General features: G+C 44.5%; 12 protein-coding genes. 1 reads left to right on the top strand and 11 read right to left on the bottom strand.

Annotated features, from left to right (window positions below):
• Nucleotides 1-17 precede the first annotated feature (17 nt).
• The 10 genes from AY607_RS13755 to radA all read right to left on the bottom strand — a co-directional run bounded on the left by AY607_RS13755 (nt 18) and on the right by radA (nt 12,471).
• Entirely contained in the window at nt 18-2,894 is a 2,877-nt protein-coding gene (locus AY607_RS13755; RefSeq protein ID WP_064102838.1) for an EAL domain-containing protein, read from the bottom strand.
• 179 nt (nt 2,895-3,073) lie between these two features.
• Nucleotides 3,074-3,784 (bottom strand): 16S rRNA (uracil(1498)-N(3))-methyltransferase, encoded by a 711-nt coding sequence (locus AY607_RS13750; RefSeq protein ID WP_064102837.1) that lies wholly within the window; start codon nt 3,782-3,784, stop codon nt 3,074-3,076.
• A 108-nt stretch (nt 3,785-3,892) separates the two neighbouring features.
• Nucleotides 3,893-4,729, bottom strand: coding sequence for a methylenetetrahydrofolate reductase [NAD(P)H] (gene metF / locus AY607_RS13745; protein ID WP_064102836.1), 837 nt, complete (start codon nt 4,727-4,729; stop codon nt 3,893-3,895).
• 220 nt (nt 4,730-4,949) lie between these two features.
• Nucleotides 4,950-6,332: an adenosylhomocysteinase gene (gene ahcY / locus AY607_RS13740; RefSeq protein WP_064102835.1), complete on the bottom strand. Its 1,383-nt coding sequence runs from the start codon at nt 6,330-6,332 to the stop codon at nt 4,950-4,952.
• Nucleotides 6,333-6,686: 354 nt separating this feature from the next.
• On the bottom strand, nt 6,687-7,211 hold the full coding sequence (locus AY607_RS13735; protein ID WP_064102834.1) for a tetratricopeptide repeat protein: 525 nt from the start codon (nt 7,209-7,211) through the stop codon (nt 6,687-6,689).
• Between the two features lie 97 nt (nt 7,212-7,308).
• On the bottom strand, nt 7,309-7,647 hold the full coding sequence (locus AY607_RS13730; protein WP_064102833.1) for a DUF3325 domain-containing protein: 339 nt from the start codon (nt 7,645-7,647) through the stop codon (nt 7,309-7,311).
• Nucleotides 7,644-9,377, bottom strand: a complete 1,734-nt coding sequence (locus tag AY607_RS13725; RefSeq protein WP_064102832.1) for a PepSY-associated TM helix domain-containing protein — start codon at nt 9,375-9,377, stop codon at nt 7,644-7,646. Before AY607_RS13725 ends, AY607_RS13730 begins: the two co-directional genes overlap by 4 nt.
• Nucleotide 9,378: 1 nt before the next feature.
• On the bottom strand, nt 9,379-9,735 hold the full coding sequence (locus AY607_RS13720; RefSeq protein ID WP_064096297.1) for a hypothetical protein: 357 nt from the start codon (nt 9,733-9,735) through the stop codon (nt 9,379-9,381).
• 221 nt (nt 9,736-9,956) lie between these two features.
• Nucleotides 9,957-10,961: a Tim44 domain-containing protein gene (locus AY607_RS13715; RefSeq protein WP_064096296.1), complete on the bottom strand. Its 1,005-nt coding sequence runs from the start codon at nt 10,959-10,961 to the stop codon at nt 9,957-9,959.
• Nucleotides 10,962-11,079: 118 nt separating this feature from the next.
• The gene (gene radA, locus AY607_RS13710) at nt 11,080-12,471 is read right to left on the bottom strand and encodes a DNA repair protein RadA (protein ID WP_004645722.1); all 1,392 of its coding nucleotides are present in this window, start codon (nt 12,469-12,471) and stop codon (nt 11,080-11,082) included.
• Between the two features lie 174 nt (nt 12,472-12,645).
• Here radA and AY607_RS13705 point away from each other — a divergent pair, with 174 nt between their 5' ends.
• A complete protein-coding gene (locus AY607_RS13705; RefSeq protein ID WP_064102831.1) occupies nt 12,646-13,050 on the top strand; it encodes a hypothetical protein in 405 nt (134 codons plus the stop codon).
• Nucleotides 13,051-13,146: 96 nt separating this feature from the next.
• Here the strand turns inward: AY607_RS13705 and AY607_RS13700 are convergent, their stop codons facing one another.
• On the bottom strand, nt 13,147-14,493 hold the full coding sequence (locus AY607_RS13700) for an alanine/glycine:cation symporter family protein (protein ID WP_064102830.1): 1,347 nt from the start codon (nt 14,491-14,493) through the stop codon (nt 13,147-13,149).
• Between the last annotated feature and the right edge of the window lie 127 nt (nt 14,494-14,620).

Raw genomic sequence — 14,620 nt, 5'->3', positions numbered from 1 at the left:
TGTGGTCAAATATAGACTTAGACTTGATATGTATAAGATTGATCTCTCTTGTCTCGCACTAAATAAGCGGTTGCTTCTCGTTCAGGTAGGGCTTTGGAAAATAAGAAGCCTTGGGCTATATCACAGTCTAAATCCCGTAAATATTCTAATTGTTCTTCAGTCTCGATCCCTTCTGCAACCACAGTCATGCCCATGGCTTTACCCATGGCCACCATAGCACTGACAATTGCTTCATGTTTGTTTTTTCCAATCTTAGAAACAAAACTGCGATCAATTTTTAAGGTATCAATTGGAAAATCAGCAAGATAGGAAAGGGATGAATAGCCTGTGCCAAAATCATCCAGCGCAATATGAATATGTCGCTGTTTGATCTCGTTCAGCAGGTTTTTGACTGCTTCTGAATTTTCAATTAACGAAGATTCCGTAATTTCCAGTTCGAGACTGTTGCCTGAAATCTGGTGGTCTGCAATGGCCTGATCCAGATCATCGAGCAGCTGACCGCGACGCAACTGCTGCGCCACGACATTGACTGATACACAAATATGATTAAAGCCCAGATCATTCCATTGGCGAATCTGTTTAGCAGTCTGCTGAATGACCAGACGGCCAATATCTGAAATCAGGCTGGTTTGTTCGGCTAAAGGAATAAACAGATCGGGTGCAATAGTCCCTTTTTCTGGATGGGCCCAGCGAATCAGCGCTTCAAAGCCATAAATGCTGTGATCACTGAAATTGATTTTTGGTTGATAATAGACAATCAGTTCATTATTCTGGATCGCTTTACGTAGATCCCGTTCCAGGAAGATTCCATTTCTCTGCAAGGCATCATTTTCACTTGAATAAAAATGAATGGTATTGCCGCCTAGATTCTTGGCTTCTTTTAATGCCTGTTCAGCACAGTTATTTAAATAATCCAGCTGGCGGCCATGATCTGGATAAAATGCCACGCCCATAGACAGGGTGATTACATGATCCTGACCGTAAATATTAAACGCTTGGCTAAATGCTTGAGCAATACGTTCACAGTGGTGCTGAACTGAAGGGCGAATATGTGAAATTTCATAGAGAATGGCAAAATCATCACCATTCAGATGGGCAACAAACAATGCTTCTGCATTGCTCAAGCGCAGGCGCTGTGCCACCTGGCGTAAAAGTTCATCACCGCCATTATTGGACAGGTATTCATTCAATGGCCGGAAACGGTCGATATTAAGTCGGATCACAGCCATCTGCTTAAGAGAGTCTTTTTGTGAAACCAGATATTGGTGCAGCTGATAGTTATAATAGAAACGGTTGGGCAAATCGGTCAGGGTATCGTAATTTTCCAGATAGGACAGGCGCTGTTCCTGTAATTTGCGTTCAGTCAGATCCGATACGATACCAATATAATGGGTAATTCGGCCTTCATCATCGGTAACGGCATTGATGTGCAGCCATAAGGTTGACTCCTTGCCAGACAGAAATTTTGCGTTGACCTCTCCATCATAAGAGCCAATTTTCTGGATCTGCTTGACGATGCTGGCCTGAAAAGCGCGTTGCTGGGATTTATTTTTCGCTACAATATCAAATAGGGATTTACCAATAATCTGATGCCGCTCAAAACCGCTCAGGTATTCGTAGTGAGGATTCACATCGATATAATCTAAATCAGGATTCAAAATGAAAATCCCTTCTGCGGCCTGTTCCAGTACACTGGCTACCAGCTTTAAACGCTCTTGAGACAGCCGTTCCTGTTGAATATCACGACGGATACCAACCATTCTTAAGGGCTTATTATTGTTAGGGTCGCGGCTGATTACCCGACCAATGTCATGTACCCAGCTCCAGCCACCTTCACTGAGCCTGATCCGATAGGTAGCATCGTAGCGTTCAGTCTGACCGCGTAGGTGCTGTTTCATATTGCGTTTAAAATGGTCCAGGTCGTCCGGGTGGATCAGATGCTGTAATTGCAGATGATGATCTTTGGAATCACGCAGAATCTTTTCATCTTTATGATTGGTGAGGGTGATGTTGCGTGCTTGAATATTCCAGTCCCAAGGGCGGATACCGGCAATTTTATGTGCCAGTTCCAGATCTTGCTGCTTATTCTTCAGATCCTGATTGATCTGCTCGATATCATAGGTACGTTCCCGTACTTTCTGTTCCAGTAACTGGTTGCTGAGCTGTAATTGAAGTTCAATATCTTTAGATTTATTAACTTCAGTTTTGAGTTGCTGACAAAGTTCATCTGTCCAATGAATCTGCTGTTCTGCATTTTTCACCAGAATATCATTTTCTACATACAGACGTGAGGTACGGCTATGAATACGGTAACTGCTTGTTGCACATAGCAAAATCACAATCATGATAAAATTTAAAGCCAGTGCAAAGAAAGGATTGGAATCACCTATCGGATAAATTTGCGACAGTAAAAAAGGCAGTAAAGACGGTAGAAATGCCAGACAGAAATAACTGAGTTTTTGGGTCAGATAGGTTAAACCAAAAGCTTGGCTCACAATGAGCAACAAGGCGGACAAGGTCAGTGCTTCAATATCGTTAAAGGCTGGGTTGGCTTGAGGCAAATAATAGTAAATGGTAAAAATACCTGCCGCGATACTGATCCCCACGGCCAGACTTTGAAACTGTAACCAGCGATGCGCATTCTTCTGGTTATAGTGCTCAGGTTTAAAGTATAGCGTACTCGCCAGCCAGCACATGCTGACAAGGAGCTCTGTCAGAATAAACCAGATATTAAAATAGGTATTAGAAGGTCTGTATTGAATGTGATAAATACAAAAAATATAAAGACAAATCACCATTATGCTGAGCAAAAAATAGCGACTATGACGCAGCGTGTTCGCAATCTGAGCATCATGTAGGTGCTTCTGAATATAATCGTCTGGATTATCAACCATGTGAGTCAATGCCTGTATTCATCCTATACGGTTTTCGTCCTTGTGCATTGTTATTATAAAAACCCCCAGGAAATGTGTGAAAATCAATTAATAAGTAGTTGTTATTCTTTAGTCGAGATTAGTTGTCTTAAAAATAAAAATCAACAAAATTAAAGACAAAATTTTACCTACCCGATGAACTAAAGTACATAATTTAAAATAGACAGGGCTACAACAGGTGCAGTTTCAGTACGCAGTACACGCTCGCCTATACACCAGTTACGAAAACCTTTGTGGTTGGCGGCATTAATTTCCGCTTCACTCAGACCTCCTTCGGGACCAATCAATAAGGCAAGATCCAGGGTCGCCTCTGCCAGTACATCTGTTTCATCTTTATTAGGTGCTAAAACCAGTTTGGTGTCTGGCAATTCATTTTCCAGCCATCTTTCAAGGGAAATGGGTGCTAAAATCTTGGGTACAATATTTAGACCACACTGTTCACAAGCGGCAATAGCAACACCTTGCCAATGTTCCAGTTTTTTCTGGTCGCGATCATACTTTAAACGCATTTCGCAACGTTCCGAGGTCAACAGCTGAATCTCAGATACGCCCAGTTCGACAGCTTTCTGAATTGCATAATCCATACGGTCGCCTTTGCTCATGACCTGACCGAGCAAAGCCTGAAACTTGGGTGTGCGATTAGCGGGATTGAATGCATTGACCGAGACCGTAGCTGATTTTTTAGCAACTTCAGTAAGGGTCACGTCATATTCGCCACCCTGCCCATTAAACAATGTTGCAGTTTCGCCCACTTGAGCACGTAATACCTTCACCCAATGATGAAAAACGGTTTCTGTTAACTCGACCGCAGTATCAACATTTAAGTCTGCTTCAATAAAAAAACGTGGCATGGGGTGATTACTCTCAGGTAGAACAAAACAGGACTGCATTGCTGTTTTCCCTCTTTGAATTTCTTCCAGAGAAAGAAAGAGTGGGGAAGCTCAATGCAGCCTAGAAACTTATGCGAGACCTAAGTCTTTCACAAGCTTGCGTGTAGGATCAGTAGTATTCATGGTGTAAAAGTGCAGGCTTGGCGCCCCACCTGCAAGCAGGCGCTCACAGAATTTCACCACAACTTCGTGGCCAAAGGCTTTAATACTGGCCGTGTCATCACCATAGGTAGCCAGTTGTTTGCGAATCCAGCGTGGAATTTCAGCACCAGTACCATCAGCAAAACGAATCAGATTACTGGCATTGGTAATTGGCATGATGCCAGGGGCAACCGGAATATCGATTCCTGCTTTCTGAATACGATCTACAAAATAGAAATAAGCATCTGGATTGAAGAAGAACTGGGTTAATGCCGCATTGGCGCCCGCATTGACTTTATCAACAAAGTGCTGAATGTCTTTGTCAAAGCTTTCAGCCTGTGGATGCATTTCCGGATAAGCTGCCACTTCAATCTTGAAATGATCACCTGAATGTTCACGAATAAAGCGGACCAGATCCTGTGCATAAGGTAATTCACCCAAACCGACCTGACCAGAAGGTAAGTCACCACGCAGGGCAACAATACGGTCAATACCTTGAGATTTGTACAGGTCTAGAAGTTCTGCAATACGTGCCTTATCATCGCCAATACAAGACAGGTGAGGGGCAACAGGTGCGCCTTTTCCATTAAAGTCATTGATGGTAGACAGGGTACGTTCACGGGTCGAACCGCCAGCACCATAGGTCACAGAAAAGAATTCTGGATTTAAGAGTTGTAATTCTTGATGTACAAGCTTGAGTTTTTCCGCGCCTACATCAGTTTTGGTTGGGAAGAATTCAAATGAAATTGGAATCTGTTTAGACATGTTCAAATCCTTTTTATAAATACTTTTTATTCACCCTCTCCCTGACCTCTCTTGCGCTTCACTTTAAAGGAGTCCTTAAAGTTTACTCAAGAGAGGAGCATTCATTACTGAATGGCGCAGGGTTTGACTCATTTTTTACATACTAAGCATGAAACTTGGAATGCAAATAGCTTGAGAGATTCACCCTCTCCCTATGGGAGAGGGATGGGGTGAGGGTTGATTAATATTTATAAGCATCCGACTTGAATGGGCCTTCAACTTGAACGCCCAAGTAATCCGCTTGTTCTTGAGTCAATTGAGTCAAGACACCACCGAAACCAGCAACCATCGCAGCAGCCACTTCTTCATCGAGTTTCTTAGGTAGCAGTTCAACACGAATTTGTGCAGCTTTTTCAGATTCTGGAAGATCAGCAAATTTCTCAGCGAATAAATGCATTTGACCCAATACCTGGTTGGCAAATGAACCATCCATAATACGTGATGGGTGACCAGTCGCATTACCAAGGTTCACCAAACGGCCTTCAGAAAGCAGGATCAGGTAATCATTTTCATTTTCTGAACGATACACTTGGTGTACTTGAGGTTTAACTTCAACCCACTTATAGCCACGTAGGTAAGCTGTATCAATTTCAGTATCGAAGTGACCGATATTACATACAACAGCACCCGATTTTAATGAATCAAGCATTGCGGAATCACAAACGTGGTAGTTACCCGTAGTCGTTACGATCAGGTCAGTGTTTTGAAGAAGGTCAACATTGATGTCTTCTTTCTTGCCAGTTTGCACGCCATTTTTGTATGGAGATACAACTTCATAACCGTCCATACATGCTTGCATTGCACAGATTGGGTCAACTTCAGTTACGCGTACAATCATGCCTTCTTGACGAAGGGATTGAGCAGAACCTTTACCTACGTCACCGTAACCGATTACCAGCGCACGACGGCCAGATAAAAGCATATCTGTACCACGTTTGATTGCATCATTTAGTGAATGGCGGCAACCGTATTTGTTGTCGTTTTTAGACTTGGTTACTGAATCGTTTACGTTGATTGCAGGAACTTTTAAAGTACCGTCACGAAGCATTTCGTACAGACGTTGAACACCTGTCGTTGTTTCTTCAGTTACACCGTGAATTTTTGCAATCACTTCTGGGTATTTTTCGTGAACAAGTAGCGTTAAGTCACCGCCATCGTCAAGAATCATGTTGGCATCCCAAGGCGTGCCATTTACATTGATTTGTTGTTCAAGACACCACATGTATTCTTCTTCAGTTTCGCCTTTCCAAGCAAACACAGGAATGCCCGCAGCAGCGATAGCAGCAGCAGCATGGTCTTGAGTAGAGAAGATGTTACATGAAGTCCAACGAACTTCAGCACCCAATTCAACCAGTGTTTCAATTAAAACAGCTGTTTGAATGGTCATATGGATACAGCCGAGAATTTTCGCGCCTGCAAGTGGTTTTGCTGCCGAGTAGCGTTTACGCAGACCCATGAGGGCTGGCATTTCAGCTTCAGCAAGTTTAATTTCTTTACGGCCGTAATCAGCAAGTGAAATATCAGCAACTTTGTAATCTGTAAATGAAGCAGTAACCGCGTTCATCAGGATCTCCTAGGAAAAAATAGATTGGATCGTTCTGTTCGCGGATGCCGTTGTTGATCAGAATGAATGTCTGACCGATGGTCGAGCCTAGCGATTTTACATTTAGTGCCTGTAAAACGTCGCAGCATCCCTCGACTAGCGCCGTATTGTACTTGGAATCTAAACATGAGCCAAGTTGAAAAAGATAATATTATTTATTTTCTGTATTTTGAGCTTTTAATTGATCAAAAGCCTATCAATATAAATACGGTAAATTGAATGTTTTCTTTTAAGAGTCTTTTGAGCATTGTGCATCCCATAGAGGGTGAGTATGAGCGTTAAGTAAAAAGCCCATCATTTGACGGGCTTTTTATTTTATTTAGCTTCTTGCTCAGCAGCATCCGCTTTTTGGGTCCAGAGCTCAGCTAGATCTTCATCGCCATCTACACCTAAACCATTGGCATAAATAAAAGCAAGATCGCGCATGGCCTGAACTTCACCCCATTCAGCAGCCTGTTTGACTAAAGAAATTGATTTCTCTACATCTTTTTCAATCACATCACCGCGACGGTAAAAACCGGCCAGCTCTAAAGTCGCAGCAGGGTGCTTCTCGATATTGGCCTTGCTTAACCAGTAATAGGCTAACTCAAAGTGAGCTTTGGATTCTTCCGGATCTTCTTCTGCTAATTCTTTGGCATAAACGGTATAACCTTCACCTAACCAGTACATTGCATCCACCAGCCCACCGTTGGCAGCTTTCAATGCCCATTCTTCAGCAAGAATGATGTCATCATCATGCTCGCTTTGCATATACAGTTCAGCCAGTTCAAATTGTGCTTTAGCATTGCCTGATAAAGCAAGATTAGTCAGGGCAGCAGAGGGAGAAACACGCTGGGTCATATCAACATCTCAAAAATATTGTGCGTAGACTAAAAGGTTTAAAGCAAAAAAGCCAATCCGAAGGTCAGCTTTTTAAAGAGATTGGTCAATCAAATGATTAGATCAAGCAAAGAATTCCTGAGATCGAGGCGATGAATACACACAACATTACGATCACTTTAATTTTACTTGCCAGATAACTCAGGCTTAAGCCGACCACCAGTGCTGCAAAAGTCAGACTACCCAACCAGTAACTGATCATATTGCTGACAGCTCCTGTCAACAGACACAGAGTCAGGGCAATTATGAGCAGTACCCAACCGAAAATAGTCGCAAGTTGTGTTTTTGCAGGGTCAAGTTCTGTGTCAAAAATCTGTTTTTGATGCTTGGACATTGACATTGCAAGCGCAAAGAAACCCAGTGAAGTTAAAGCCCAAATCAGGAAGAAGAACATCATAACTGATTCTCCTTGAGAGCAACCTTGGCTTTTTTAGGCGACAAACCTTTATGGTTTTTCACTTTTTTAAATGAAAACCAGAACAGGATCGCAAGCACCCACATCGCCAGATCAAAAGAAGCAATGACCCATTGACCATGCAAGATGCTATTCCAGATCGCCTGACCGCCGGTCAAGAAGTTCACGATTGGGAGCAAGGTAAATGCAGCAGTGGCGAGCAGTAATAGTTCCAGCCAGGCCTGACGATGACTGCGAATCATGGCATACAGTAACGTCAGCAACCAGACAATAAAGAAGCTACGAATTTCCCAGTTCAGACGCACCTCCATGTCTGCCGGAATAAAACGGTTGGCATAGAAATAGGCAGCACAGGCAATAGGTAAACCAATAATGGCAGCGATATTGGTGACTTCCACAAGACGATATCCAAACGATTTATAGCCTTGTTTCTGTTGCTGCGGTGCACGTTTAACACACCATAGAATCAAGCCGGTCGCAATCATCAAGGTGCCGACCACACCTGACATGAACAATAACCAGCGTAAAGCCAGATCCACGCCACGTGCTTCATGCAATGTGGTGAATACATTATAAATACCATTTGCGACTGAAGGTATTTTCAGGGTGGTTTGATCCGGCTCTAAATCACCTGTTACGCCATTAAAAGCCAGACTTGGATAAACATTGCGATAAGCTACGCTGACTCCGTTTAAGGCACGAAGCTCAATTTCAGCTTTTACGGTATTCGGCTGGATAATGGTTATCGTGCCAACCGAGTTATTTTTCCATTCTTTTTCGGCTGTTGCCAAGATCGGAGCCAGATCGGTTAATGGTGCAGGAGATGCAACTTGCATTTCATCACGAGAGCGGCGACTTTCACCACGTGCAGACATTTCACCGCGCTCGCCACGATTTTCTCTCTCAGCTTGCGGTCGACGTTCTTTACTTTCACTACGGCCATCACGGGATTCAGCTTGAATACTGGTGTTCTGAATCAAACTTTTACGTTGATCCTGAAGGAAAGCACCTCGATTTTCATAAATCTGGTTTATGCCCCAAGGCATCAGGGTAAAGAGTAATAGTAATAAGCCACTGAAGGTAATCATGATATGAAAGGGCAGGGCAAATACCGCAGTAGCATTATGTGCATCCAACCAGGAACGCTGACCTTTGCCGGGACGGAAAGTAAAAAAATCCTTGAAAATTTTCTTATGGGTAATGACACCGCTGATGATTGCCACCAGCATGAGCAGGGTTGCAATACCGACAATCCAGCGCGCCCAGATTCTTGGCAAACCATACAATTCAAAGTGGAAACGGTATAAGAATGAACCGCCGCGTGTTTCACGCGCTTGCAAAACTTCGCCCGTGGCGCTGTCAATTGTCACACGGGTACCACCACGACGGGCACGCGGATCTTCACCGGTACTACGAATAGTCAGGGTGGTGGTATTTTGGCGTGTGGTAGGAAGCTGAATCGCCCAGCTGCCGGCATCCGGATGGTGCTGTTGCAGATAAGCCAGTGCCACACGGGTTTGTTCGATTTGAGTCTTTGGTGGAACTGACTGATGAAATTCCGATTTCATCCAGACGGTAATTTCGTTCTGGAAAAAACTCAAGGTTCCCGTTAAAAATATCGCATATAAAAGCCAGCCTAAAATCAGACTGGCCCAGGTATGCAACCTTGCCATCGATTGGCGCGGACCTTCGGGTTTTGCATCTATTCTCATTTTAATTTCCTAAAAGCTTATAGGCGATATAGAGCAAAACACCGGGAATCGCGATCCCGAGCGTAGCTTTGAGCGTTTTATTCACCATAAATACCCAGATAAATGCAGCAGTATTCAAGCTAAAGCCACTCAGGGTCGCGGACATGGCAGCACTGCTTCCACTGTCGATAAAAAGCTGGGCAATCACGATCGTTGCCAGTGTAGCCAGTAGATAACCGCCCACACCCGCCAGAATAAAGCGATATAAAATCATCCCACGGTAAGCCAGCATATTGGCTTTGACTTTATTTTTGCTTGAGGGATTTGGTGCAGTAACTGTTCCAGTCGCTATGGTTTGCATATTCGGACTATTCATCATCGGAAATTCTATTTACAAATTTATGAAGTAATTAGTGAGAATGATAACAATTATTATTTATATTTAAAATAAGAAATATAAAGCTATTTAAGTGAAAAATATAAAGAACTATTGATAAGTCTAAAAAAAGGGGGGGAGGGGGAGCGTGGATTAAAATATATAGAATTTAAAAATAAAAACAGCGGCTTGAAAGCCGCTGTTTAAAAACAATCTATTACGAATTAGTCTTGCTGAATACCTGCAACCACCCAGTCCTGATTTGAAGCTGCTGGTTTGGTGAAATGCCAGATTTCTGCGAACGGTTGCGGCAAGCTGTTTAAGTCTTCGCTTACCGTACCGGTAAAGCGTACGCTGACAATATACTGGCCATTGTCAGTCGATGAGTCGACAACCATCGCATTCAGATTTAAAAACTCGGCAACATCCTGATCCTGATTGCTCATGATGTCGTTATACATTGACTGATAAAGATCAGGAGTCAGATAACGCTGAATTTCAGAAATGTTGCTTGCTGTATTCATGGACTGAATATGGTTAAAACGCTGACGCGCTACACGCAAGAATGCAGCAGGTTCAGTACCATCCGGTAACTGGCTGCCACTTTGGGTATAAGCTGCACCAAAAGGCGCATTATTTACCGGAGCGGAACCAAGCGGAGCATTATTGCTTGACGTTTGACCACCCACGTTCTGGCCAAAAATATTGGTACTGTCACCACCGCGAGGTGCAGTCGGTGCCTGACCAAAAGGTGCTGTATTACCAGCACCGCTATTTGGTGCAAAAGGGTTAGAAGCTACTTTTTTTTTTGCGCTCATTTTACGGAAAATGAAGAAGGCAACAGCAGCAGCAAGAAGGATCCAGATCCAGCCCGGAATACCACCTTTTTCCTCTTCTGCTTGAGCAGCCTGAGCTTCAGATGCTGCTACACTTTGATCATCCGCCAAGGCATTGGCAGCAACTGCACCAATCGCAGCACCGGCTACACCCGCGGCCACCATACCGCCGACACCCGGACCAGATTTTTGCTGGGTTGCAGCACCGGCAACTGGCGCTTGTTGAGCAGGCGCAGTTTGACGAGGTTGTTGATAAGATTGAGTAGGTTGTGCAGAACGTTGCATGCCGTGACTTTTACCGCCACCGGCACGTTTTGCTTCAGCTGCAAAAGGCGCAACCAATAAAACTGCTGTCAAGAGACCTGTGATCAAACCGCGCTGTCGAACTTCCATTCATTTTTCCTATGAGAATAAAACCTGTTTGTACAGTCTATTTATATAGGCTTTGTGTGGAATTTCAATCAAAAATCTGTATTTTTTTGCTCTTTGTACCAAATAGGCCAGTTTACAGTTAGTTGAGTTCATCACTCAGCGCCATCGCCTCGCTTAAGGCTTCATGTAAACGCGCAACTGCAATAATTTGCACGCCTTCAATGGGTTTTTGCGGTGCATTGCCGCGAGGGACAATAATATATTTAAACCCATGTTTAATCGCTTCTTTTAGGCGTTCCTGGCCGTTCGGCACAGGACGAATCTCTCCAGACAGGCCGACTTCACCAAAAACCGCCAGCTGTTGCGGTAAGGCTTTGCCACGAATGCTGGAGGCGCAGGCGAGAAGTACCGCCAGATCCGAACCGGTTTCGGTGATTTTCAACCCACCGACGATATTGACATAAACATCCTGGCCGGAGGTTTGCACACCACCATGCCGATGCATGACTGCAAGGAGCATATTCAAGCGATTCTGATCCAGGCCAAGCGCTACACGTCGTGGTTGGCCATGTGCATCATCGACTAGGGCCTGAACTTCAACCAGGAGCGGGCGCGTACCTTCCCGGCTGATCATTACAATTGAGCCGGGAATCGCTTCATCATAACGGCTTAAAAAGATGGCTGAAGGATTGGAAACTTCGCGTAGACCTTTGTCGGTCATGCCGAACACACCGAGTTCATTAACCGCACCAAAACGGTTTTTGACCGCTCGGATCATCCTGTAACGTGAATCCGACTGGCCTTCAAAATACAGTACACAGTCGACCATATGTTCCAGTACACGTGGGCCGGCCAGTGCGCCTTCTTTGGTTACATGACCGACCAGAAACAAAGACGTGCCACTGTTTTTGGCAAAACGGGTCAATAGGGCCGCTGATTCACGAATCTGTGAGACACCACCCGGTGCAGATTGCAGGGTTTCGGTATACAAGGTTTGGATCGAGTCCAGGATTGCCACCGCAGGACGTTGCTGGGCCAGCACTTCACAAATACGTTCGACGCAGGTTTCTGCCATGACTTTGAGCTGGTCGGTCGGCAGATCCAGACGCTGGGCACGTAAAGCCACCTGAGACAAGGATTCCTCACCTGTCACATACAGGGCCGGATTTTTGGCAGATGCCATGTGCGTGGCTGTTTGTAGCAAGATGGTAGATTTACCAATCCCGGGATCACCGCCGATCAGGACCACCGAACCGGTCACCAGTCCGCCACCCAAGACCCGGTCAAATTCGCTGATACCCGTCGGAAGACGGGTTTCATGAGAGACTGAGACCTGATTTAAGGTAGTAATGCTAGACGCCTGGCCGGCGTATCCACCACCAATTTTTGGCTGGGCGCGATGCGTCACTGCCGGTGCAATGGTCACCTCAACCAGGCTGTTCCATTCCCCGCATTCAGAACACTGCCCCGACCATTTGGGATGATCGGCACCACATTGTTCACAACGATACACACTTTTTGCTTTAGCCATATTTGAAGATGAAGCGATTGAAATTGAGTGACAGCATAGCGGTGAATGCTATCGAAAACCAAGCCTTTCACCTGAAAAATCATGGTTTTTACGACAAGGTTTGTCGCTTTTATTTATGCTGATTTGAATACTGTGCGGTAACGCCGTCTATAATGCCCGTCTTGTTATGCTGGAATGGAACAGATCTTGTCACAATTGCTGAAACATATTGATGCGATCGCACGTGAAAAAAACCGTGATGTGTTATTTGTGCATTTTGATCATTATATACATCCAGATCGGAACGCAGACTCGGTTCGCCAAATGTTGATCGGCTGGCTAGAGCAACAGGGGATTGCCTATATGCCGTGTTTAGGTCTGGATCAAACCGTCCATAGTGAAATCTACCTGGGTGGGCTTTATCTGGATGTACCTTTTGATCTGCATCATAAAACCTATCAAAAACTGCGTGGATATCTGGAAGATGAACAGGGCAATATGAAAATTGAAGGCATTCAGTTCTTTGTTTTATCTTTAGGACTGGCACTGGAGCTTGAATCTGAGCGGGACAAGCTCGCCTGTAGTGGTTTACGTTGCTAAAATTTCATAATGAAAAATGGGAAAACTGAAGTATAAAAAAGCCACGATTTACGTGGCTTTTTTATATGTGAATTGAGTATTTACACAACTTATCTATTAATACAGCTCACCAGATTTACGTTTTGCAATGAAGTCTTTCGATTCTTTGACAATGACACCAGACAGTAATAATAATGCGATTAAGTTCGGCACCGCCATGAGGCCATTAAAGGTATCGGCGAATAGCCAGACCAGATCCAGGGTTGCAATGCAGCCGATAAACACTGAGGCAATATAAATAATGCGATAGGGCAAAACGAATTTTTCGCCAAGTAAATAGCTGGTACATTTTTCGCCATAGTAGCTCCAGCCCAAAATGGTGGAATAAGCGAAGAAAATGATCCCGAAAGTAACCACCCAACCACCAATACCGGGTAGCAGCTTGTCGAATACACCGATGGTCAATACGGCACCGGTTTGGCCTCCGAATGAATTGCCTGCCATGATATAGCCCATGACCAGAACAATACCAGTGATTGAACAGACAATAATAGTGTCAATAAACGTACCGGTCATAGACACTAGACCTTGACGGGCCGGATGATCAGTTTTTGCTGCTGCGGCCGCAATTGGCGCAGAACCCATACCCGCTTCGTTGGAGAATACGCCACGTGCTACACCATAACGAATCGCCGCACCAATTGCACCGCCCACTGCTGCTTCTCCAGTAAAGGCATAGGTGAAGATGATTTTAAGCGCAGGAACGACCAGTTCGAGATTATTAAAAATGATAATTAATCCCCCTGCCACATAGCCTATAGCCATAATAGGAACAATCAGTGACGCTGCTCTGGAAATTGATTTAATCCCGCCCAAAATCACCAGTGCCGAAAAGGCAGTAATAATAATACCCGTCATCCAGGTTTCGATCCCCAGGCTATTTTGAACCGCCAGCGCCACGGTATTCGACTGTACCGAACTGCCAATACCAAAAGAGGCGATTGCCCCGAAAAAAGCAAAAATCAGCGCCAGCCATTTCCATTTCAGTCCGCGTTCGATGTAGTACATCGGGCCACCGGACATTTCACCTTTCTCATTTTTAATTCGGTATTTGACTGCCAGAACACCTTCACCGTATTTGGTTGCCATACCAAAGAGGGCAGTCATCCACATCCAGAACACAGCCCCTGGACCACCAAGAACACAGGCAGTGGCCACGCCGGCAATATTACCGGTACCAATCGTGGCAGAAAGTGCGGTCATGAGTGAAGCAAATTGGGAAATATCACCTGCGTGGTCTGGGTGCTTGCCAAAGACCTGTTTAAAAGCCAGTGGCAACATGCGGAACTGCCAGAACAATAAACGGAAGGTGAGGAATACCCCGGTACCGACAATCAGTACCAACATATAAGGGCCCCAGACCCAGCCGCTTAAAGTTTCCATTAAACTTTGTAAATTTTGCATAAAATTCTTCTTATGGATCCATGTTTGCGTCGTTCGAGATATTGATTAAAAAGCAATTGCTATGCCAGATGCCTTCATCCTGAGTGCATAAAATGGCTGAATAGTGTTCCATTTTTTACATAATTTT

The organism is Acinetobacter sp. SFA, from assembly GCF_001647535.1.
Taxonomy (GTDB): Bacteria; Pseudomonadota; Gammaproteobacteria; order Pseudomonadales; family Moraxellaceae; genus Acinetobacter; species Acinetobacter pecorum.
The sequence above is the reverse complement of the archived record's forward strand: the minus strand, read 5'-3'. Positions and strand labels throughout refer to the sequence as shown.